Here is a 20,286-nt window from a genome sequence, read left to right on the forward strand (position 1 = left end):
AGGCCCCTAATGCACGGTGAGCGCCACGTACTTGGTCTGGCGGCTCAAGCCCGCTTCGCGCCGCACAGGACGTACACCATGGTGCAGACCTCCGTACCTCGATTGCGCCATGCGTGCCGGGTTCCCCTCTGCACGACCACGGTTCCAGGCGTGATCCGCTGCTCCGCATCGTCGTCTAGCTCGAGGTAGATCTCACCCGACAGGCAGACGCCGTAGTCAATCGAGTCGGTGATGTGCATGCCGGGGTTATCGGCCTCGAACGCACCGATCAGGCCCGGCTGGGTAGTTTCCGGGTCGGCTCCTTCCTCGCCGTGGTCGGCCTCCGACGCCGGCGGGAAGTGAACTACGCAGAAACGGGTGCCGTTCCCGTCCGGGAAGAACGGGAACAGCACAGGCTCGACAGTTCCGCCGCGGCCGACGGTCACCGAACCGTCGTCGGGGGTACCCCACACGTTGTAGATGTTCATCCCGCCCGCCTCGGCGCTGCGCGGTGCTCCGACCGAGCTGAACACGGCCTTCCCGTCAGCGTTCACGTCGGTCACGACGCAGGTGATGTCAACTGCGGTCATACCACTGGCTCCTCCGGATCGCGGCGGGGCACCGGTTGGCCACGCCTGGAGCCCGAGGGTAGGGAACATCCCGAACTATTCCGTGTATCACTTCGAGGCACTCGGGGGCAGAGCTGTGACGCGATCTGCCGCGCAGCGCTCGTGGACGCCCCAAGCCCCAAGCGAGCCGTCAGCTCGGCGTCCTTGCGGCGCTTGAATCGACCGGTTCGCCCCCTTTGGGGGGCCTCGGCCTCCTGCCGGTGATCGAGGTCGTCGCGGGCGTCGGTCCTGGAGTGGCGGTGTAGTCCGGTGCCCGTGATCGTTGCCCTGCCAGTCGCCGAGACGAGAATCTGGCCACTGTTTGACCTGCGAGTGTGTTGCGGTTAGTTCTGGATGGATCGCTGCTCGCTGCTCGATGCTCGATGCTCGATGCTCGATGCTTACCCACGGGTGTTGTGGTTGCCCGAAGGCCGTCCTTTGCAAAGATTTCGTCGTCTCGGGTGTCGACAACGTCCTCGACGATTCAACCCGCCACACCTAGGAGAAGGCCGATGTTGATCCATTGCGTGACCGTCAGGTTCAAGGACGCCGCGACAACAGAACAAGTGGCGGCGTTCGACGCGGCGCTGGCGGCCCTGCCAGCTCAGATCGAGCTGATCCGCCGGACCCGCCACGGTCGCGATCTCGGCGAAAGGCCGACGAACGCTGACTACGCGCTGGTCTCAGAGTTCGCCGACGCCGAGGCGTTCTACGCCTACCTTGAGCACCCGGCTCATCAGGCCCTCGCGCGCGACCATCTCATCCCGTTGGCGCAGTCGTTCCACAGCACACAGTTCCTGGCGGAGGACTGAAATCATGATCGGGGAAGGCTGACCAGGCGCAGCCTGGCTCGACCGAGAGGTGCTCGTGGCGGCGGGGGTGGGCATCGTTTCTGGCCGATCGTATCTTGTTTACCCGAAGAGCCGCGTCGCGACGGTGACGATCAATCCGGACGGGCAGCACCCATTCGGTGCCAAACATGTGGCTACTCGGCGTACCCTTCCGGGGTCGGCAGCGCAGTCTCGGAGAGCTCGAGTACCCGGCGGAGCGCGGGGGAGTCGTCGTCGGCGCGCCAGACCAGCCGGCTCACCGCGACCTCCTGGCCATGGTCCAGCGGGATCACCGACAGCCCGGTGGTGGTGACGTTGGTGAAGGCGGTGTCGATGGTAAGGGTGATGCCCACCCCGGCCGCGACCAGCGCCATGATCGTCCACGTGTCCGGCGCCTGCTGGGCGATGTTGGGCGCGAAGCCGGCATCGCTCGCTTTCTGCAGCGTGGTCTCCCGCAGTGACGACCCCCGCGACGCCTCGAGCAGGATCCAGTGTTCGTCAGCCAGTTCATCCATCCGTACCGACTCGCGCTCGGCCAATGGGTGGGACTCCGACACCACGATCACGTAATGGTTGACGCGCACCACCCGCGATTGCATCGCCGGGGATGTTGAGTCGTAGCGAACGATGGCCAGGTCGAGGTCGCCCTGGGACAACCTGCTGAGCGCCTCGCCGCCGTAGAGCGTCGAGCTCAGCGCCAGCTCGATGCCCGGCTGCACCCGCCGCACCGTCTGCGCCAGCGCGCTGATCAGTGAGTGGGAGGAGGGGCCGGCAAAGCCGATCGCCACCCGGCCGATCTCGCCGCGCCCGGCGTAGGCCACCGCTCGCTGGGCGTAGGCGAACGACTCCACGATCCGCCGCGCCGGCTCCACCAGCGCCTGGCCTTGGGGAGTGAGCCGCACCGTCCGCGTGGTCCTGTCGAAGAGCGTGGTGCCGAGCCGCCGCTCCAGCTGCTGAATGGTCCGGCTCAGCGGGGGCTGGGCCATGTGGAGCCGGGCGGCTGCCCGCCCGAAGTGCAGCTCCTCGGCGACCGCGAGGAACGCGGTGATGTGGTGCAGATCCATCATGCCTCACCGAAATTGATTGCAGGCCAGCATCAATGCCATACCGACTTAGACGTTGCTAGTATAGAACAAGGTTGCGACCATCACGGTATGAGCTTCGAAGTCCCGCAGTCGCCGGGCGAGCAGGCCGGGCTGCCCCTCGCCGGGATCCGCGTCGTCGCGATCGAGCAGGCCGTCGCCGCCCCTTTGGCAACCCGCCACCTCGCCGATCTCGGTGCCGAGGTGATCAAGGTCGAGCGCGTCGGGGAAGGTGACTTCGCGCGGGCCTATGACTCCTACGTGAACGGCATTGCCTCGCACTTTGTCTGGCTCAATCGCGGCAAGCGGTCGGTCGCCCTCGACCTCAAGACGGCCCGCGGTCGGGAGCTGGTCACCGAACTGATCGGCACCGCCGACGTCTTCGTCCAGAACCTCGCTCCGGGCGCCGCCGAGCGGCTCGGCCTCGGCGCGGAGCTCCTGCGTGCCGCCCACCCGCGGCTGGTGGTGGTCAACCTGTCCGGCTACGGCACCGCAGGCCCCAAAGCCCAGCGGAAGGCCTACGACATGCTGGTCCAGGCCGAGACCGGGTTGATCTCGATCACCGGCACCCCCGAGACCCCCACCAAGACCGGCATCCCCACAGCCGACATCGCCGCCGCGCTCTACGCGCTGACCAGCGTTCTCGCTGGCCTGTTCCGCCGCGAGCGCACCGGGGCCGGAGCGGTCGTCGACGTCTCGCTGTTCGACGCTACCGTCGAATGGCTCGGCCACCCGATGTACGTCCAGATGTACGCCGGCCACCAACTCCCTCGGATGGGGCTGAGCCACGCCGCCATCGCGCCGTATGATGCCTACCCGACCCGCGACGGTCAGGTCCTCATCGGCGTGCAGAACGACCGCGGCTGGGACCTGCTCTGCCGCAAGGTGCTCGGCGACGACGAGCTCGCCGAGGACCCCCGGTTCGCCACGAACCAGCTCCGGGTCAGGCACCGCCAGGAGATCGACGGGGCAGTCGCTCAGCGCACCCGCGGCTGGGGGACGGCCGAGCTCGAGCAGAGGCTGGCCGACGCTGGCGTCCCGGCCGCCCAGCTCAACGACATGGCCGGCCTGGTCGCCCACCCACAGCTCTCCGCCCGCGACCGCTGGCGCGAGATCGGCACCGAGGCTGGCCGGATCCAGGCGGTGCTGCCGCCGATGACCTTCAGCGACACCGAGTTGGCCATGGGCGACGTACCCGCCCTCGGTCAGCACACCGACACGGTCCTGACCCGCCTGGGCATCGGCGCCGAGGAGATCGCCCGCCTCCGGCACGACCTGGTCGTCGGCTGAGAACAACCCCGAGGAAGAGGAACCAATGGAGCCCGAGGAATTCACCGCAGTCCTGGAGGCCGTCGAGACCTTCGTCGCCAAGGAGGTCATCCCCGCCGAGACGGAGATCGAGGAGTCCGACGAGATCCCTGACCGGATCCGCACCGGGGCTGCCCGGATGGGGCTGTTCGGCTACGCCTTGCCTGAGGAGTACGGCGGGCTCGGCCTGACCATGTCCGAGGAGGTGCAGCTGGCCCAGGTGATCGGCGGCACCACCCCCGCGTTCCGGTCCATGTTCGGCACCAACAACGGCATCGCGGGCCAGGTGCTGGTCAACTTCGGCACCGATGAGCAGAAGAAGCGGTACCTCCCCGACCTCGCCGCCGGCGAGAGGATCGCCTCCTTCGCGCTCACCGAACCAGAGGCCGGCTCCGACCCCAGCGGCTTACGCACCCGGGCCGTGCGGGACGGCGACTCCTACCTGATCACCGGCCAGAAGCGGTTCATCACCAACGCCCCCGAGGCGGATGTGTTCATGGTCTTCGCCCGCACCGGCGACGTCTCCGACGGCACCAAGGGGATCAGCGTCTTCGCCATCGACGCCACCCTGGTCGGCGTCACCGTCGGCCCCTCCGACGACAAGATGGGCCAGCGCGGCGCGCACACCGCCGAGGTCGCGTTCGACGAGGTCCGCATCCCGCTCGACTGCCTCATCGGCGGCGAGGAGGGGGCCGGGTTCTCCGCGGCGATGCGGTCGCTGGCCAAGGGCCGCCTGCACATCGCCGCCCTGTGCACCGGCCTTGCCGAGCGGTTGATCAAGGAGTCCGTCACGTACGCGGTCAGCACCCGCCAGGGCGGCACCCCGATCGCCGACTTCCAGCTCGTCCAAGCGATGCTCGCCGACTCCTGGACCGAGCACTACGCCGCCAAGGCGATGGTCGCCGAAGCCGCCAGAGCGTACGACGCCGACGCCGACCGCTGGCAGGCACCATCGGCCGCCAAGCTCTTCTGCACCGAGATGGTCGACCGGGTCGCCGACCGGGCCGTCCAGATCCACGGCGGCATGGGCTACATGCGGGAAGTCGCCGTCGAGCGGTTCTACCGCGACGCCCGCCTGTTCCGCCTCTACGAGGGCACCAGCGAGATCCAACGGCTGATCATCGCCAAGCAGATGGTGCGGGCCGCACGTGATTGACCCGTACGACGGCCTCCGGCTCATCAACGGCGCGGTCCTCGAGCTGGTCATCGACCGACCGGGCGTCGGCAACGCCCTCGACTCGGCGGACCAGCACCACCTGACGGCGCGTCTTGAGGGCGGCGCCGCCGACCCGGCGGTTCCGGTGGGGCTGCTAGCCGGAACCGGTCCGGACTTCTGCGCCGGCGGCACCATCGCCGGAATACGCGTCGCGCCGGCCGGCCTCGCGAACCGGTACACGAGCCTCACCGCCCTGGTGACGGCGATGGTCCGCGGCCGGCAGGTGATCATCGCTGCCGTCGAGGGCGGCGCCTCCCGCCTCGGCGTGGGCCTGGCCTCGTCGCGATACCTGGTGCTCAGTGTCCGGTCCGCGTGGTTCGCCGCCGCCTTCGTCAAGCTCGGCCTCACCGCCGACATCGGCTTCACGTGGTCGCTCACCCGCCGGATCGGTTGGGCCCGCACCCGCCGGCTCCTGGTCACCCCCGAAACCTTCGGCCCCCAGCAGGGCCGCGACCGGCGCCGGGCCGACCACCTCACGGACGGCGCGAGAGCTAGGGAACGGGTCACCGGGATGGCCCTCGGCCTGGCGCCCACCCGCCAACTGATCGCCGACCTGCCGGCCGAGCTCGACGCCGCCGTCACCGCCGACAACGCCGCCCAGACCGAGCTGCTCAAGGATCTGGAGTTGAGCGCCGCACAGGCCGCCTTCCTGGCCCGCCGCCCCGCCTGTGTGGAGGGAACTCGATGACCGCGCCGTTGAAGGGTTTGCGAATCCTGGAGCTCTCCAGCTACGTCGCCACCCCGCTGTGCGGGCTGGTGCTCCACCAGCTCGGCGCCGACGTGGTCCGCCTCGAACCGCCCGGTGGTGCGCCCGACCGAACCCGGCTGCCGCTCTCGGAGACCGGCACCTCGATGTACTGGGCGGGCCTGAACAAGGGCAAGCAGGCGATCGCAGTCGACCTCCGCACTCCCGACGGTGCCGCCCTCGCCGCCGACCTCGCCGTCGACGCCGGCATCGTGGTCACCAACGGCGCCCACCGCGGACCCCTAGCCACCGAGGCGCTCCGCGAGCGCCGACCGGACCTCATCCATGTCCGGCTCAGCGGCACCCCCGACGGTGGCCCCGCCGTCGACTACACCGTCCAGGCCGAGACCGGGTTCCCCCTGGTCACCGGCCCCGGCAGCGGCGGGACACCGGTCAACCAGGTCCTCCCCGCCTGGGACATCGCCGCCGGCCTCTACCTGGCCACCGGGCTGCTGGCAGCCGTCCACCGCCGCCAGCAGACCGGCGAGGGTGCCACCATCACCCTGGCGCTGGAGGACGTCGCACTCTCCACCGCCGGCACGCTTGGGCTCCTCACCGAGGCCCAGACCCGCGGCATCGACCGCGGCCCCGACGGCAATCACGTGTACGGCACCTACGGCCGCGACTTCCAGCTCGCCGACGGCCGACGGATCATGCTGGTCATCCTCACCGACCGCCACTGGCGCAGCCTGCTCGAGGTCACCGGGCTCACCGATACCATCGCGGCGCTGCAGAACACCTTGGACGCCGACTTCTCGCTCGAGTGCGTCCGCTACCAGCACCGCGCCCTGATCAGCGCCCTGCTGGAGCCCTGGTTCGCCGCCAGGACGTTGCCCGACGTCGGCGCGGCCCTCGAGGGCACCCGGATCCTCCTCGCCGTGTATCGGACCTTCGATCAGGTCGCCGCCGACCTCGCCGACCGACCGCTCTTCACCGAGCTCGACCAGCCCGGCGTCGGCCCGCACCTGGCCCCGGCCGGCCCGCTGGCCGTCGACGGCAGCCATGGCCCCGTCGAACGAGCCCCCGCGCCCGGGGAGCACACCCACTGGGTCCTCGCCGACCTCGGCCTCACCGCCGAGGAGATCACCCGACTCGCCCACGCCGGTGTCATCGACATCGGCGCAACCACCCGCCCTGACACCAGGAGTGCCTGATGGTCCTGCTCGAGAACAAGACCGCCGTGATCACCGGCGGCGGCCAGAGCCTCGGCCTGGCCATGGCCAGGGCGTTCGTCGCCGAGGGCGCCCGCGTGGTGCTCGGTGACCTGGACGGCGCGAAGGCGAAGGAGGCCGCCGCCTCGCTGGGCGGTGAGGATGTCGCGGTCGGTGTGGAGTGCGACGTGGTCGACGCCTCGGCGGTGCAGCGGCTGCTGGACACCTCGGTGGAGCGGTTCGGCTCCCTGGACGTGGTGGTCAACAACGCGGGCATCACCCGCGACGCCACCATGCGGACGATGACCGAGGACGACTTCGACCAGGTCATCGCGGTACACCTCAAGGGCTGCTGGAACGGCACCCGGCTGGCTTCGGCGATCATGCGGGAGCAGAAGTCCGGGGCGATCGTGAACATCTCCTCGCTCTCCGGCAAGGTCGGCATGGTCGGCCAGACGAACTACTCCGCAGCCAAGGCCGGCATCGTCGGCCTCACCAAGGCCGCCGCCAAGGAGATGGCCCACCACGGCGTACGGGTGAACGCGATCCAGCCCGGCCTGATCCGCTCGGCGATGACCGAGGCGATGCCGCAGAAGGCATGGGACCAGAAGATGGCCGAAATCCCGATGCAACGCCCCGGCGAGCCCGACGAGGTCGCCGGAGTCGCCCTCTTCCTCGCCTCGCCGCTGTCGTCCTACATGACCGGCACGGTGCTCGAAGTCACCGGCGGCCGGTTCATGTGACCCCACGCCCCCTCAAACCCCTGGAGCAAGCCATGCGTGATGTCGTCATCTGCGAGCCCGTCCGGACTCCCGTCGGAGGGTACGGCGGCAGCCTGCGCCCCCTCACCGCCGCCGAGCTCGGCGCCCAAGCCCTCCGCGGCCTGGTGGAGCGGACCGGGATCGACCCCGAGGTGATCGAGGACGTCATCCTCGGCCACTGCAACGCAAACAGCGAGGCACCCGCGATCGGCCGGGTCGTGGCGCTCGACGCCGGCCTGCCGGTCACCACCGGCGGCATGCACATCGACCGCCGGTGCGGCTCCGGCCTGCAATCGGTGATCCAGGGCGTCCTCCAGGTCGGATCCGGCGCCAACAACGTACTGGTCTCCGGCGGGGTGGAGTCGATGAGCAACGCGATGTTCTACACCCTCGACGCCCGCTGGGGCGCCGCGCGCAGCGGCATGCGGATGCACGACGGTCTGGTCCGGGCCCGCGAGACCGCCGGCGGTAAGCACTACCCGGTGCCCGGCGGGATGATCGAGACCGCGGAGAACCTCCGCAAGGAGTACCGGATCTCGCGCGAGGAGCAGGACCGGCTCGCCCTCTCCTCCCACCAGCGCGCCGTCGCCGCCCAGCGGTCCGGTGTCTTCGCCGAGGAGATCATCCCCGTCATCATCGGCAGCCGGAAGGGCGAGATCGTCGTCGACACCGACGAGCACCCCCGCGCCGACGCCTCCCTGGAGAAGCTCGCCGCGCTGCGGCCGATCCTCGGCAAGGTCGACCCGGAGGCCACCGTGACCGCCGGTAACGCCAGCGGCCAGAACGACGCCGCCGCGCTCTGCCTGGTCGCCAGCGGTGACGCCGCCGAGCAGCACGGCCTCACGCCCCTGGTGCGGCTGGTCAGTTGGGCCGTCGCCGGCGTACCGCCGAAGACGATGGGCATCGGCCCCGTCCCCGCCACCGCCCGCGCACTTGAACAGGCCGGCCTGACGATGGCCGAGATCGACGTGATCGAGCTCAACGAGGCGTTCGCCGCGCAGGCCCTGGCGGTGATGCGGGAGTGGAAGTTCACCGAAGCCGACCACGAGCGGACCAACATCCACGGCTCCGGCATCTCCCTGGGCCACCCGGTCGGCGCCACCGGCACCCGGATGGTCGGCACGCTGGCGCGCGAGCTCACCCGGCGTGAGGGCCGGTACGGGCTGGCCACCATGTGCATCGGCGGAGGTCAGGGCCTGGCTGCCATCTTCGAGCGGGTCTCCTGATGGGCGCCCGAGTCATCGCTACCGCCGAGGAGCTGAACGGCCTGCTCGGACAGCAGCTCGGCGTCACCGACTGGCTGACCGTGGATCAGGAGCGCGTCGACGGCTTCGCCAAGGTCACCGACGACCACCAGTGGATCCACGTCGACACCGAGCGCGCCAAACAGAGCCCGTTCGGCGGCACCATCGCCCACGGGTTCCTCACCCTGGCGCTCACCGTGCCCCTCGGTGCGGAGCTCTACGAACTCGGCTTCGGGTCCTCGAGGCTCAACTACGGCCTCAACAAGGTCCGGTTCCCCGCGCCGGTCCCGGTCGGCAGCCGGATCCGGGCCCAGGTGACCCTGGACGAGATCCGGGAGACCGGAGCCGGTCTCCAGCTGACCACGACGTACACCATCGAAATCGAGGGCAAGGAACGCCCGGCCTGCGTGGCCGAGCGGCTCACCCTCGTCACCCCCTGACCAGAGGAACCACGCCATGACGAACCTGGAAGACCTGCCCGAGGAGGAGCGCGAGATCGTCGCGCTGGTCCGCCGCTTCGTGGACAAGGACGTCAAACCGACCGTCCAGGAGCTCGAGCACGCCAACACCTACCCCGAGCAGCAGATCGAGAAGATGAAGAAGCTCGGCGTCTACGGGCTCGCCATCGACGAGCCCTGGGGCGACGGGAAGGTCTCCACGGCCTGCTACGTGCTGGTCACCGAGGAGCTGGCCCGCGGCTGGATGAGTCTGGCCGGCGCCATGGGCGGCCACACCGTGGTCGCCAAGCTGCTCCAGGACTACGGCACGGCCGGGCAGAAAGAGAAGTACCTCAAGCGGATGGCCACAGGTGAGCTCCGCGCCACCATGGCGCTCACCGAGCCCGGCGGCGGCTCGGACCTGCAGAACATGCGCACCACAGCCCGCCCCGACGGCTCCTCCTACCGGGTCAACGGCTCGAAGACCTGGATCTCCAACGCCCGACGCTCCGGCCTGATCGCGCTGCTCTGCAAGACCGACCCCGACGCCTCCCCGGCCCACAAGGGGGTCTCGATCCTGCTGGTCGACAAGGAGGAGGTCGGTGACCGGCTGACCATTTCCCGCGACCTGCCCAAGCTGGGCTACAAGGGTGTGGAGAGCTGTGAGCTGGTGTTCGAGGACATGGTCGTCCCCGGTGACGCGGTGCTCGGCGGCGTCGAGGGGCAGGGCTTCGCCCAGATGATGCGCGGACTCGAGGTCGGCCGCCTCCAGGTCGCGGCCCGGGCGCTCGGTGTCGCCCGGGCCGCGCTGGAGGACGCGCTGGCCTACGCCCAGGAACGGGAGTCCTTCGGGGTGCCGATCTGGCAGCACCAGTCGATCGGGCACTACCTGGCCAACATGGCCACCAAGCTGACCGCGGCCCGGCAGCTCACCCTGCACGCCGCACAGGTCTACGACTCGGGCAGGCGCGCCGACATGGAGGCCGGGATGGCGAAGTTGTTCGCCTCCGAGGTGGGGATGGAGATCGCCCTCGACGCGATCCGCATCCACGGCGGGATGGGTTACTCCACCGAGTTCGACGTCGAGCGGTACTTCCGCGACGCGCCGCTGATGATCGTCGGCGAGGGCACCAACGAGATCCAGCGCAACGTCATCGCCAAGCAGCTGGTCCAGCGCAACTCGGTCGCCCCATGAGCACGTCCGGTGGGAGCGTCGACCTCGCCTCGGCGGTGACGCTGCTCTTCGTACCCGGCAACCAGCCCCAGCGGTTCCCCAAGGCCGCAAGCGCCGGAGCCGATGTGGTGGTCTGCGACCTGGAGGACGCCGTGCCCACCGACGCCAAGCAGGCTGCCCGGAGCGCGGTTATCAACTGGCTGGCCGAAGGCCACTCCGCCGCGGTCCGGGTCAACGCGCCAGGTACCGCTTCCCACCTCGCCGACCTGGCGGCGCTCGCGGCGGTCGGCGCAGACCTCGGCGGCGTCCTCGTGCCCATGGCCGAGACTCCCGAGTCGTTGGCCACGGTCGCCGAGGCGCTCCCCGGTATCCCGGTGATGGCGCTGGTCGAGACCGCCCGCGGGATCCGCGCCGCGGCCGAGCTGGCCGCAGTCGAAGGGGTGGTTCGGCTCGGGATCGGTCACCTCGACTTGGCCGCCGACCTCGACGCCGACCCCGACGGACCGCTCATCGCACACTGCCGCCACGAGCTTGTACTCGCAGCCCGCACTGCCGGCAGCGCCCCTCCCGTGGACGGCGTCACCGCAAGTGTCCGAGGCGAGGAGCTAGTCGCCGCCGACGCATCCGCTGCCAGGCGCAGCGGCTTCGGTGGCAAGCTGTGCATCCACCCGGCCCAGATTCACCCGGTCGCTGCCGCCTTCGCGCCCTCGGCCCAGGAGACGGACTGGGCCCGGCGGGTACTGACGGCCGCAGCCGGCGGTGTCAGCGTCGTGGACGGCGCGATGGTCGACGCCCCGGTGCTGGCTCGGGCTCGCTCGATCCTGACCCGCGCGGAGCACACCTGATGACCGAGACGGCAGTACGTCGCGGCCTGATCACCGTCGCGCAGCAGGAGGCGCTCGCCGCACTACTGGACCTCGAAGATCCCCTCGGCAGCACGCTCCCGGAACTGTGGCACTGGACCCAGCTGCTGAACGCGCCCGCTCAACGCGATCTCGGGCCCGACGGTCACCCTTCCAACGGCATCCCGGCGCCTCCTGGGCCTGGTCGAAAGCGGATGTTCGCGGGCGGCCGGGTCCGGACCTACCAGCTACTCCGCACCGGCGAGGCCTGCGAGCGGACCACCCAGGTGCTCGGCACTGTGGTCAAGGAAGGCCGCACCGGCGCGCTCACCTTCGTGAAGATCCGGCACACCTACGTGCAGGCCGGCGAGGTCTGCATCGTCGAGGAGAACGACATCGTCTACCGCGACGCCGGCAGCCGCCTTGACCTCACCCCCGGCACCCTCAACCATCCCGGACCAGCCGTCGAAGCCGAGCCGGTGATCCGGCTGGTCGCCGACGAGACCTTCTTGTTCCGCTTCTCCGCCCTCACCTACAACGCCCACCGGATCCACTACGACCTAGGCTGGGCCCACCACGAGGGCTACCCGGGGCTGGTCATCCACGGCCCCCTGCAGGCGCTCCTGATGGGCGAGCTGCACCGCCGGCACGGCGACGGAATGATCGGTCGGGAGTTCGCCTATCGCCTCAAGGCGCCAGCCGTGGGGCCGCAACGGTTGACAGCCGTGCCGGCTCCCGACGGTCTCGAACACGGCTCCCGGATGCTCGACACGTTCGGCAACGTCACCGCCGCCGCCACCATCTCCCCCATCGACGAGCCAGCGCACCGACCGGTCTGACAGGCCGGAGGAAGATACGAACAGGACTCTGCTGTGACAGACCGACCAACTGACAACTGCCCAGAACTACCTCCCACGGCGGCCTGAGGGAGCGTCGGTGTACCCGAAGATTTCGGCTCCTCCTGTCGAGAAGCTGACGCGCCTGACACCGCTCCCAGGCTTGGGCAGCGGGCGCTAACCAGATCATCGACGGGTCGAGGCCGTCCCGCTCAACATCGCGGGCCGTATAGCCGCGCTGCGGGCCTTCGATGTCCGCATCGCCTACACCCCAGCGCCAGCAGACCCGTCGGCAAAACCATCACCCCGCACTGGGGCAGCCTTGTTCCGGCTCGCAGAGATGAACGCCCAGAATGCGATGCCATCCCGCGCTGCGGGCGCGCTTCATTGCCCGGCCGGTGAGGGCCGGTCTGCTGTCTCCAGAGCGCACCAGAGGCAGACCGCGCCGCCACTGGTCAGTGACTTCGTTCCGTGGGCCTGAGGTGACCCCGGCCCCCGTGCGACGAAGACACAACCCGCACGGCAGCGTCCTCTTGGTGGCCGGCCAGGTGTACGTCTGCCGCGGCGTGAAGTCGCCCCGACACCGATCGGGCGCTTCACGCGGTGCGGCGGCAGATGGCCGACGCGGACTGCCTGGTAGGGCAGGGGCTACCCCTCGTTGAGCCCGAAGCCGCCCTCAGCCGACGGGTTGTGGGAGGGGGCCATCTGTTCAGGGCATTCGATGTGGAGTGACCGGATCTTGCGGTACAAGGTGGTCCGCCCGATGCCCAAGAGCTCGGCAGCCTTGGAGCGGTTGCCTCCGGCTTCCTCAAGCGCCGCTAGGATCGCGTCGCGCTCCGCTCGCTCGTACCCGCTGAACTGACGTCCCCGAGCCGCATCACGAAGCCAGATGGGCAGCTGCTCCAACTGGATCAGCCAGCCGGGCTTCGAGGCCGCGACCTCGACCATTGCTTGGCGCAGTTGACGGCAGTTACTCGGCCAGGAGAACGTCATCAGCGCCTGCCGGGCCGCGGATGAGAAGGTGGTGCTCGGTGCGATGCCCGGCAGGCCGGCCAGAATGGCCCGGGCGACCTCGGGGATGTGCTCTTTCATGTGGACGAGCTCGGGCAGGCACACCATGGTCGCGGTGTGCCGGACAAGCTCGGCTACCTCGTCGGGTGCTTGCTTGAGGTTCGCAACCAGAATCAGCCGGCCGGGTCCGGTTCCTGTGCCATCCGGAGCGGTGGTGGCGATACAGGTGAGTGCCTTGAGCTCGGTGGTCGCGCCGGCGTGCAGATCCTCGAGGTGACGAAGGATCACCTGGCCGCCGCTGGTCAGGGTGTTCGTGGCCTCGGTGAACCACCTCCGGTCGGTCTGGTCGCGGGCGGCGAGGTCGAGGTCGCGCAGGGGGCGGTCCGGGTCGAGCGCAGCAATCCGCAAGGCGACGTGGTGTTTCCCGGTGCCGGGGGGGCCGTCGAGGGCGATCGGGCCGGGCAGCTGGGCGGTGTACTGCAACCGGTCATCGATCGCAGGCACTGGATGCAGGGACCCGGCGGGTGCAGCGTCAGCGCTGCGGGACGCCGGGGGGGAATGAGACTGGTGGCGGAACTCCAGCCGAAAGGCGTCGCCGGTCGGGTCCGTGATCCGATGTGCCACCGCGAGCACGCGCCCGGCGGGCAGGTCCAGCTCAATCGTCTGCGGGTCCGCGCTCCAGCATCGACCGCTCACGGCCTGCCAGAGCAGCGGGTGCTGCTCGGGGGTGACGAACTGCAGCCCGGCGGTGTTGGACAGCACCGCGTCGGAGGTCAGCACCACCATCGGCGCCCGATGCTGGCCAGACCTGGGCGCCAGGGCGGCGAACAGCGCCCGGTTGCGTCCGCCGTCGAGGTCGGCCATCACCTGTTCGAGCTGCCGCGCGGCGTTCACCGCGAGGGTCAGCATCATCGGGTTGGTGGTCTCGGCCGCGCAGGTCAGCGCAAGGGAGCCGACCACACGGCCGGTGTGGGCCATGCGAATGGGTGCGCCCGCGCAGGTCAACGGCTCGAGCAGATCGTTGAAGTGTTCACCGCCGCGCACGAACAGTGCGGACTTCTCCTCCAATACGGTGCCGATCGCGTTGGTGCCGACCGCGCGCTCGGAGAAGTCGAAGCCCTCGGCGGCGCATGCGGTGTCTAACTTGTTGCGCTCGGCCCTGCTGCCGGCCCGGCGGGACAAGATTCGGCCCTGGTGGTCGCTGAGGAAGATCGCGACGCCGAGCCCGTCGAGGTCTTCCTGGAGCCGATCGAGCACCGGACCCGCGGAGCGGCACAGCAGCTCCGAGCGCCCGCGCGGGTCCAGGTAGTGGAGCGCGATCCTCTCGGTAGGAACCGCCTGGCTGGCGGCCCGCCGCCAACTGCGCAGGATCGGGTCCCGTACGGATCCGGTCGCCTCGCTGTATCGCTGCGGACCTTGACGCAACAGCAAGTCCCGGGCCTGCCGCAGGTCGTCTAGGTTAGGGATCGCCGATAGTTGCCCCATTGCATTCCTCCGGGGGTTCAACTCACCGGGGCGGGCGCTTGGTCCGCGGACAACACAATCCGTCCAGCCACCTTCCGCTCGATCAGTCGAGCGAGCGAGTCGGCGACCCCGCCTGCGTCAAGTCTACCGCTGATGATGGGGATGTGCGGCACAGTCCCAGCTTTGGCGAGATCGACCAGTTCTTCTAGCTCGGCAAGGTTGCCGACGTAGCTGCCCTGGAGCGTGAGCATCTTGAGCGGCAGCAGGACGGTGGGGATCGTGAGCTCGCCGCCGAAGAGCCCGACATGGACGAGCAGGCCGCCCTTGCGCAGCGCATCGAAGCCGTGGATGGCCGTCGAGGTCCCGTTGACGAAGTCGATCACCGCCGCGACTGGGCCCCCAGCGGCCTCCACGATGGCGGCGGCCAGGGCGGGGGAGTCAGCGAGCACGGTCCTGGTGGCGCCCATCTCCATGGCCATCTCGAGGTTCGGCTCGGACAGGTCCACCGCGATGGTGTGGCGATGCCCTCTCGCCTGGAGCATGGCGATGGCGGTCAGTCCCAACCCGCCGGCACCGATGATGACGACCGGCTCGTCCGGGTCCACGTGGCTCACCTTGTTGACCGCGCTGTAGGAACTCAGCCCAGAACAGGCGAGCGTGGCTGCCCAAGCCGGGTCGAGTCCCCTGATGTCGACGAGGTACCTCTCGTGTGGCACCGAGATGTACTCCGCGTAGCCCCCGTGGCACTGCACGCCGAGCATCCGGCCGTTGCCGCAGGCGTTGTCGTGACCGTCGCGGCATGTCGAGCACTCCCCGCACCCGATCCACGGGAAGACGAGCAACGTCTGTCCGACGAGCTCGGGGGATGCCTCGGGACCCACCTGTGCCACCGTGCCGACGACCTCGTGGCCGAGCACAAGCGGGTAGGGAACTCCGCGGTCCTTCAGCAACATCATGCCTTGGGTGCCGAGGTCGTAACCGCCCTCGAGCAGGTGGGTGTCGGAATGACACACGCCGGCGTGCAGCACACGGAGCACCACCTCCGAACCCACCGGCGCGGGCCTCGGGAGGGTGATCTCGGCGATCTCCTTGGTGCCCTCGAGCACTGCGTACGCCTTCATTGTCCTCGACCTCCAAGAGCTGTCTCCCGCACGGGCGATATGACCACGATCACACCCGGGATTCAGAAAGTCCAATACACAATGGCGACCCTATCGATACCCGTGAAGCAATAATCGGCGATCCCTTGGATGCGGCGCCCGGAGCATTCCCGGTTGCGCGGAGGTGTCGAGGTGATTGCCGCGGCGTTTCATATCGGAACACCCATCGGTGTTGCGCCCGTCACACACTGAGGCATGTCAGTCGCCCAGGGCACTCCTGGGACTCTTACGCGAAAGGCGACGCAATGACCATCTCCGCTGAGGCTAGTTACCTGGAGGCGCTCTACCGCGACTGGACCGGTCGTATGGCGGCCGACCCGCAGATGTCCATCGCCATGCTGCGCAGCCTCTTCGACGAGTGGCACCAGCCCACCTTGGAGCCTGAAGGTGTCACGTACCGGTCCGACACTCTCGGTGGGGTCGAGGGCATCTGGGCGCTGCCGGTCGAGGCCGACACCTCGAAGGTGGTCCTCTACACCCACGGGGGAGGCTTCGCGGTCGGCTCCGCGGCCAGCCACCGCAAGCTCGCCGGGCACCTGGCCAAGGCCATGGGCGCGATCGCCCTGGTCCTCGACTACCGACGAGCCCCAGAACACCCGTTCCCCGCACAGATCGAGGACGCCACCGCGGTCTACCGCGCGCTCCTGGAGAGGGGCTATGCGTCGGGGAACATCGTCACCGCCGGGGACTCGGCCGGCGGCAACCTGGCCATCTCCACCGTGCTCAAACTCCGCGAGGACGGCACCGCGCTGCCCGGTGCGGTGGTCGCGTTCTCGCCCTGGCTCGATATGGAGCACGCCGGGGACACCCTGGTCAGCAACGCAGCCACCGACGGTTTGGTGAGCCGCGAAATCCTGGAAGGGATGTCGGGAATGTTCCTCGGCGAGACCAGCAAGCCCGACGACCCGCTCGCCAACCCGCTGTACGCCGACTACACCGGCTTCCCCCGGCTCTACCTGACCGCAGGATCGGTGGAGACGCTGCTGGACAACTCCACCCGGCTCGCCGACCGCGCCACCGCAGCCGGGGTCGACGTGACCTTGTCCGTCGTCGACGGCATGCAGCACGTCTTCCCCATCCTTGCCGGCCGGGCCCCGGAGGCCGACGCGGAACTCGCCCGCGTCGGCGCCTGGTACCGCCGCTGACCACCCACCCGCCCCACACGTAACAGAAGGAAGCGACCTCCATGACCACACACCATGATGCGATCGTGATCGGCGCCGGATTCGGCGGCATCTACATGCTCCACAAGCTACGCAACGAGCTTGGCCTCTCCGTGAAGGCCTTCGAGAAGGGTGGCGGTATCGGCGGCACCTGGTACTTCAACAAGTACCCGGGCGCCAAGTCCGACACCGAGGGCTTCGTCTACCGCTACTCCTTCGACAAGGACCTGCTGCAGGACTACGACTGGCACACCCGCTATCTGGACCAGCCCGACATCCTGGCCTACCTCAACCACGTCGTGGACCGCTTCGACCTGCGCAGCGACATCCAGCTGAACACAGAGGTCACCGGCGCCGTGTTCGATGAGGACACCAACCTGTGGACCGTCACCACCGCTGACGGCACGCAGTTCACCAGCCGTCACGTCGTCAACGCCCTGGGTCTGCTCGCCAAGACCAACATCCCCGACATCCCGGGCATCGACAGCTTCCGGGGCGTCATCACTCACACCAACGCCTGGCCCGACGACCTGGACATCACCGGCAAGCGCGTCGGCGTGGTCGGCACCGGCTCGACCGGCACCCAGTTCATCGTCGCCGCCGGCAAGATGGCCGGCCACCTCACCGTCTTCCAGCGCTCCCCGCAGTACATCGTGCCGTCCGGCAACGGCCCCGTGGACCGGGCCGAGGTCGAACAGACAAAGCAGAACTTCGACGCGATCTGGGATCAGGTCCGCGGCTCCGTGGTCGCCTTCGGCTTCGAGGAGAGTGCCGTGGAGGCCATGAGCGTCTCGGAGGAGGAGCGGCGCCGGGTGTTCCAGGAGAACTGGGACAAGGGCAACGGCTTCCGGTTCATGTTCGGCACATTCTGCGACATCGCCACCAACCCGGAGGCGAACGCTGCGGCCGCGGAGTTCATCCGCTCCAAGATCGCCGAAATCGTCGAGGACCCGGAGACCGCGCGCAAGCTCACCCCGACCGACCTCTACGCCAAGCGCCCGCTCTGCAACGAGGGCTACTACGAGACCTTCAACCGCGACAACGTCGAGCTGGTCTCGATCAAGGAGAACCCCATCGAGGAGATCACACCAGCCGGCGTGCGCACCGCGGACGGAGTCCTGCACGAGCTCGACGTCCTGGTCCTCGCCACCGGCTTCGACGCGGTCGACGGCAACTACCGGGCTATCGACCTGCGCGGTCGCGGCGGGCAGCACATCAACGAGCACTGGAAAGACGGCCCGACCAGCTATCTCGGCGTGTCCAAGGCCGGCTTCCCGAACATGTTCATGATCCTCGGACCCAACGGCCCCTTCACCAACCTGCCACCGAGCATCGAGACGCAGGTCGAGTGGATCAGCGAACTGATCAGCCACGCCGAGCGCAACGGCGCGCGAACCGTCGAACCGACCCGGGAAGCCGAGGACGGCTGGACCGCCACCTGCATCGAAATCGCCAACATGACCCTCTTCCCGAAGGCCGATTCGTGGATCTTCGGGGCGAACATCCCAGGCAAGAAGCGCGCGGTCATGTTCTTCCTGGGTGGGCTCGTCAACTACCGCGCCCAGCTCGCCGACGTCCAAAGCGACGGCTTCCGCGGGTTCGAGTTCGACAAAGTGCGCGAGGCGTCCTTGGCCTGACGCGCGGCCCGGGCCGAGGGACCTCCTTGGCCTGGGCGCCCAGGGAGTCCCGAACGGTTACGCGGGCATTCCGCCAGAGCGCGCCAGCGCCGCCAATCGATCGTCACCGGCCTAAGCCGTCATCCACCGCCCTCCCGCAGGAAAGGCAGAGAGCACGTGTCCCGCACGATCACCATTCAGTTTCCCGGCACGGAACGACGCCACACTGTGCATGCTGGCATCCACATCAACGGTGAATGGGTCGACCTCGCCGATACGTTCGCCGTGGTCGACCCCGCGACCGGAGATGAGTTCGCCGCCGTCTCAGACGGTCGCGCGAGGCATGCGATGGACGCGCTGGACGCGGCCCACGCCGCACAGGGCTCCTGGGCGGACTTCGCACCTCGGGTTCGCGCGGACCTTCTGCACACGGTCCATCAGCTGCTGACCGACCGCGCGGAGGCGTTCATCGACGTGATGGTGCTTGAGGCCGGGAAACCCCGCGCAGAGGCGGCGGGCGAGGTATCCCTCACCCTCGACTTCGTCAAGTGGCTGGCCGAACAGGCGGCCCACGTACATGGTTCCTACGCACGGGCGTCGCGCGGCGACTTCCGGATCATCACCACCACACAGCCGGTCGGACCGAGTCTCCTGGTCTCGCCGTGGAACTTCCCCGTCCTGATCCCCGTTCGCAAGGCGGCCGCGGCACTCGCGGCCGGCTGCACGGCCATCATGAAGCCCGCGGAACAGACCCCGCTCACCGCCGCCCTGTTCATGCAGACCCTGGTCGACGCGGGGCTTCCTGCCGGGGTGATGAACCTCGTCCACACCACGCGTCCGGCCGAACTCTCCGAACGCCTCATGCAGGACCAGCGACTGCGCAAGGTCAGCTTCACCGGATCCGTCGCGGTGGGCTCGCTAATGCTGCGCCAAAGCGCCCGCAACATCACCAGCGTCCAACTCGAGCTCGGCGGAAACGGCCCCTTCATCGTCCTGGACGACGCCGAGCTCGACAACGCCGTCGAACAAGCCATCGCCGCCAAGTTCCGCAACGCCGGGCAGGCCTGCGTCGCCGCCAACCGGATCATCCTGCATCAAGCCATCGCAGACGAGTTCACCGAACGATTCCTCGATCAGACCCGCAACCTCGTAGTCGGCCCCGGCTACCGCAACGGCGTGGACGTGGGACCGATGATCTCCGAAAACCAGCGCAACGCCACCGCCGAGACCGTGGAGTCGATCGTCGGCCAGAAGGCGGAACTGCTGATCGGGGGCAAGCCGATCGGTGGCGACGGCTACTTCTTCGAACCCACCGTGCTGCGGATGCGGGAGAAGGCGCCGGAGTTCTCCTGTCAAGAATTGTTCGCCCCGGTGGCACCGCTGTTCACCGTCAACTCGGTCGACGAGGCGATCGAGTTCGCCAACGACACCGTCTATGGGCTGGCCGGTTACCTATTCACACGGGACCTCTCACGCGCGATCGGCATCAGCGAACGACTCGACGTCGGGATGGTTGGGGTCAACCGCGGCATCATGGCGGACCCCGCAGCACCGTTCGGTGGCGTGAAGAGCTCGGGCCTGGGCCGTGAGGGCGGCCACTCGGCGCTCGAGGAGTTTCTCGAGACCAAGTACGTGGCGCTCACCGTGCATTAGGGGCCG

18 protein-coding genes are annotated in these 20,286 nt (G+C 68.8%); 14 read left to right on the plus strand and 4 right to left on the minus strand.

Going from position 1 to position 20,286, the window contains the following annotated elements; genetic code table 11:
* Positions 1 to 44: 44 nt before the first annotated feature.
* Positions 45 to 569: a cupin domain-containing protein gene (locus KVF89_RS23780; protein ID WP_257429197.1), complete on the minus strand. Its 525-nt coding sequence runs from the start codon at positions 567 to 569 to the stop codon at positions 45 to 47.
* Positions 570 to 1,099: 530 nt separating this feature from the next.
* Between KVF89_RS23780 and KVF89_RS23785 the strand changes: the two genes are divergently transcribed.
* Positions 1,100 to 1,399, plus strand: coding sequence for a Dabb family protein (locus KVF89_RS23785; protein ID WP_257429198.1), 300 nt, complete (start codon positions 1,100 to 1,102; stop codon positions 1,397 to 1,399).
* A gap of 173 nt (positions 1,400 to 1,572) precedes the next feature.
* Here the strand turns inward: KVF89_RS23785 and KVF89_RS23790 are convergent, their stop codons facing one another.
* Entirely contained in the window at positions 1,573 to 2,484 is a 912-nt protein-coding gene (locus KVF89_RS23790; protein WP_257429200.1) for a LysR family transcriptional regulator, read from the minus strand.
* Between the two features lie 87 nt (positions 2,485 to 2,571).
* Between KVF89_RS23790 and KVF89_RS23795 the strand changes: the two genes are divergently transcribed.
* From KVF89_RS23795 to KVF89_RS23840, 10 genes are read left to right on the plus strand one after another with little or no spacing between them, the layout of a single operon-like run.
* The gene (locus KVF89_RS23795) at positions 2,572 to 3,789 is read left to right on the plus strand and encodes a CaiB/BaiF CoA transferase family protein (protein WP_257429202.1); all 1,218 of its coding nucleotides are present in this window, start codon (positions 2,572 to 2,574) and stop codon (positions 3,787 to 3,789) included.
* Positions 3,790 to 3,814: 25 nt separating this feature from the next.
* The gene (locus KVF89_RS23800) at positions 3,815 to 4,963 is read left to right on the plus strand and encodes an acyl-CoA dehydrogenase family protein (protein ID WP_257429204.1); all 1,149 of its coding nucleotides are present in this window, start codon (positions 3,815 to 3,817) and stop codon (positions 4,961 to 4,963) included.
* The gene (locus tag KVF89_RS23805) at positions 4,956 to 5,711 is read left to right on the plus strand and encodes an enoyl-CoA hydratase/isomerase family protein (protein ID WP_257429206.1); all 756 of its coding nucleotides are present in this window, start codon (positions 4,956 to 4,958) and stop codon (positions 5,709 to 5,711) included. Before KVF89_RS23800 ends, KVF89_RS23805 begins: the two co-directional genes overlap by 8 nt.
* Complete coding sequence (locus KVF89_RS23810; RefSeq protein ID WP_257429207.1) at positions 5,708 to 6,922, plus strand: CoA transferase; 1,215 nt, start codon at positions 5,708 to 5,710, stop codon at positions 6,920 to 6,922. Before KVF89_RS23805 ends, KVF89_RS23810 begins: the two co-directional genes overlap by 4 nt.
* Complete coding sequence (fabG, locus tag KVF89_RS23815; RefSeq protein WP_257429208.1) at positions 6,922 to 7,662, plus strand: 3-oxoacyl-ACP reductase FabG; 741 nt, start codon at positions 6,922 to 6,924, stop codon at positions 7,660 to 7,662. Before KVF89_RS23810 ends, fabG begins: the two co-directional genes overlap by 1 nt.
* 32 nt (positions 7,663 to 7,694) lie before the next feature.
* Positions 7,695 to 8,906, plus strand: coding sequence for an acetyl-CoA C-acetyltransferase (locus KVF89_RS23820; RefSeq protein ID WP_257429210.1), 1,212 nt, complete (start codon positions 7,695 to 7,697; stop codon positions 8,904 to 8,906).
* On the plus strand, positions 8,906 to 9,364 hold the full coding sequence (locus KVF89_RS23825) for a MaoC family dehydratase (protein ID WP_257429211.1): 459 nt from the start codon (positions 8,906 to 8,908) through the stop codon (positions 9,362 to 9,364). The genes KVF89_RS23820 and KVF89_RS23825 overlap by 1 nt, the downstream gene beginning before the upstream one ends.
* Before the next feature lie 16 nt (positions 9,365 to 9,380).
* Complete coding sequence (locus KVF89_RS23830) at positions 9,381 to 10,556, plus strand: acyl-CoA dehydrogenase family protein (RefSeq protein WP_257429212.1); 1,176 nt, start codon at positions 9,381 to 9,383, stop codon at positions 10,554 to 10,556.
* Positions 10,553 to 11,380: an HpcH/HpaI aldolase/citrate lyase family protein gene (locus KVF89_RS23835; RefSeq protein WP_257429214.1), complete on the plus strand. Its 828-nt coding sequence runs from the start codon at positions 10,553 to 10,555 to the stop codon at positions 11,378 to 11,380. Before KVF89_RS23830 ends, KVF89_RS23835 begins: the two co-directional genes overlap by 4 nt.
* Complete coding sequence (locus tag KVF89_RS23840) at positions 11,380 to 12,216, plus strand: HTD2 family dehydratase (protein WP_257429216.1); 837 nt, start codon at positions 11,380 to 11,382, stop codon at positions 12,214 to 12,216. Before KVF89_RS23835 ends, KVF89_RS23840 begins: the two co-directional genes overlap by 1 nt.
* A gap of 645 nt (positions 12,217 to 12,861) precedes the next feature.
* Here the strand turns inward: KVF89_RS23840 and KVF89_RS23845 are convergent.
* The gene (locus KVF89_RS23845; RefSeq protein WP_257429217.1) at positions 12,862 to 14,709 is read right to left on the minus strand and encodes a sigma-54-dependent Fis family transcriptional regulator; all 1,848 of its coding nucleotides are present in this window, start codon (positions 14,707 to 14,709) and stop codon (positions 12,862 to 12,864) included.
* Positions 14,710 to 14,726: 17 nt separating this feature from the next.
* Positions 14,727 to 15,809 carry an alcohol dehydrogenase gene (locus KVF89_RS23850; protein WP_107767091.1) on the minus strand — a complete coding sequence of 361 codons (1,083 nt, stop codon included), beginning with the start codon at positions 15,807 to 15,809 and terminating at the stop codon, positions 14,727 to 14,729.
* Between the two features lie 284 nt (positions 15,810 to 16,093).
* On the opposite strand from KVF89_RS23850, the gene KVF89_RS23855 reads away from it, so the two are divergent.
* The 3 genes from KVF89_RS23855 to KVF89_RS23865 all read left to right on the plus strand — a co-directional run bounded on the left by KVF89_RS23855 (position 16,094) and on the right by KVF89_RS23865 (position 20,280).
* Positions 16,094 to 16,993 carry an alpha/beta hydrolase gene (locus KVF89_RS23855; protein ID WP_257429219.1) on the plus strand — a complete coding sequence of 300 codons (900 nt, stop codon included), beginning with the start codon at positions 16,094 to 16,096 and terminating at the stop codon, positions 16,991 to 16,993.
* 41 nt (positions 16,994 to 17,034) lie between these two features.
* Positions 17,035 to 18,648, plus strand: coding sequence for a flavin-containing monooxygenase (locus tag KVF89_RS23860; protein WP_257429220.1), 1,614 nt, complete (start codon positions 17,035 to 17,037; stop codon positions 18,646 to 18,648).
* 156 nt (positions 18,649 to 18,804) lie between these two features.
* On the plus strand, positions 18,805 to 20,280 hold the full coding sequence (locus KVF89_RS23865; protein ID WP_257429221.1) for an NAD-dependent succinate-semialdehyde dehydrogenase: 1,476 nt from the start codon (positions 18,805 to 18,807) through the stop codon (positions 20,278 to 20,280).
* The last annotated feature ends 6 nt before the right edge of the window (positions 20,281 to 20,286 follow it).

It is taken from the genome of Nocardioides carbamazepini (genome assembly GCF_024614185.1).
GTDB lineage: Bacteria > Actinomycetota > Actinomycetes > Propionibacteriales > Nocardioidaceae > Nocardioides > Nocardioides carbamazepini.

Excerpts from the sequence above, each read along its gene's own strand:
- KVF89_RS23780 (WP_257429197.1), bottom strand. The coding sequence starts at position 569 with ATGACCGCAGTTGACATCACCTGCGTCGTGACCGACGTGAACGCTGAC.
- KVF89_RS23785 (WP_257429198.1), top strand. The coding sequence starts at position 1,100 with ATGTTGATCCATTGCGTGACCGTCAGGTTCAAGGACGCCGCGACAACA.
- KVF89_RS23790 (WP_257429200.1), bottom strand. The coding sequence starts at position 2,484 with ATGATGGATCTGCACCACATCACCGCGTTCCTCGCGGTCGCCGAGGAG.
- KVF89_RS23795 (WP_257429202.1), top strand. The coding sequence starts at position 2,572 with ATGAGCTTCGAAGTCCCGCAGTCGCCGGGCGAGCAGGCCGGGCTGCCC.
- KVF89_RS23800 (WP_257429204.1), top strand. The coding sequence starts at position 3,815 with ATGGAGCCCGAGGAATTCACCGCAGTCCTGGAGGCCGTCGAGACCTTC.
- KVF89_RS23810 (WP_257429207.1), top strand. The coding sequence starts at position 5,708 with ATGACCGCGCCGTTGAAGGGTTTGCGAATCCTGGAGCTCTCCAGCTAC.
- fabG (WP_257429208.1), top strand. The coding sequence starts at position 6,922 with ATGGTCCTGCTCGAGAACAAGACCGCCGTGATCACCGGCGGCGGCCAG.
- KVF89_RS23820 (WP_257429210.1), top strand. The coding sequence starts at position 7,695 with ATGCGTGATGTCGTCATCTGCGAGCCCGTCCGGACTCCCGTCGGAGGG.
- KVF89_RS23825 (WP_257429211.1), top strand. The coding sequence starts at position 8,906 with ATGGGCGCCCGAGTCATCGCTACCGCCGAGGAGCTGAACGGCCTGCTC.
- KVF89_RS23830 (WP_257429212.1), top strand. The coding sequence starts at position 9,381 with ATGACGAACCTGGAAGACCTGCCCGAGGAGGAGCGCGAGATCGTCGCG.
- KVF89_RS23835 (WP_257429214.1), top strand. The coding sequence starts at position 10,553 with ATGAGCACGTCCGGTGGGAGCGTCGACCTCGCCTCGGCGGTGACGCTG.
- KVF89_RS23840 (WP_257429216.1), top strand. The coding sequence starts at position 11,380 with ATGACCGAGACGGCAGTACGTCGCGGCCTGATCACCGTCGCGCAGCAG.
- KVF89_RS23845 (WP_257429217.1), bottom strand. The coding sequence starts at position 14,709 with ATGGGGCAACTATCGGCGATCCCTAACCTAGACGACCTGCGGCAGGCC.
- KVF89_RS23850 (WP_107767091.1), bottom strand. The coding sequence starts at position 15,809 with ATGAAGGCGTACGCAGTGCTCGAGGGCACCAAGGAGATCGCCGAGATC.
- KVF89_RS23855 (WP_257429219.1), top strand. The coding sequence starts at position 16,094 with ATGACCATCTCCGCTGAGGCTAGTTACCTGGAGGCGCTCTACCGCGAC.
- KVF89_RS23860 (WP_257429220.1), top strand. The coding sequence starts at position 17,035 with ATGACCACACACCATGATGCGATCGTGATCGGCGCCGGATTCGGCGGC.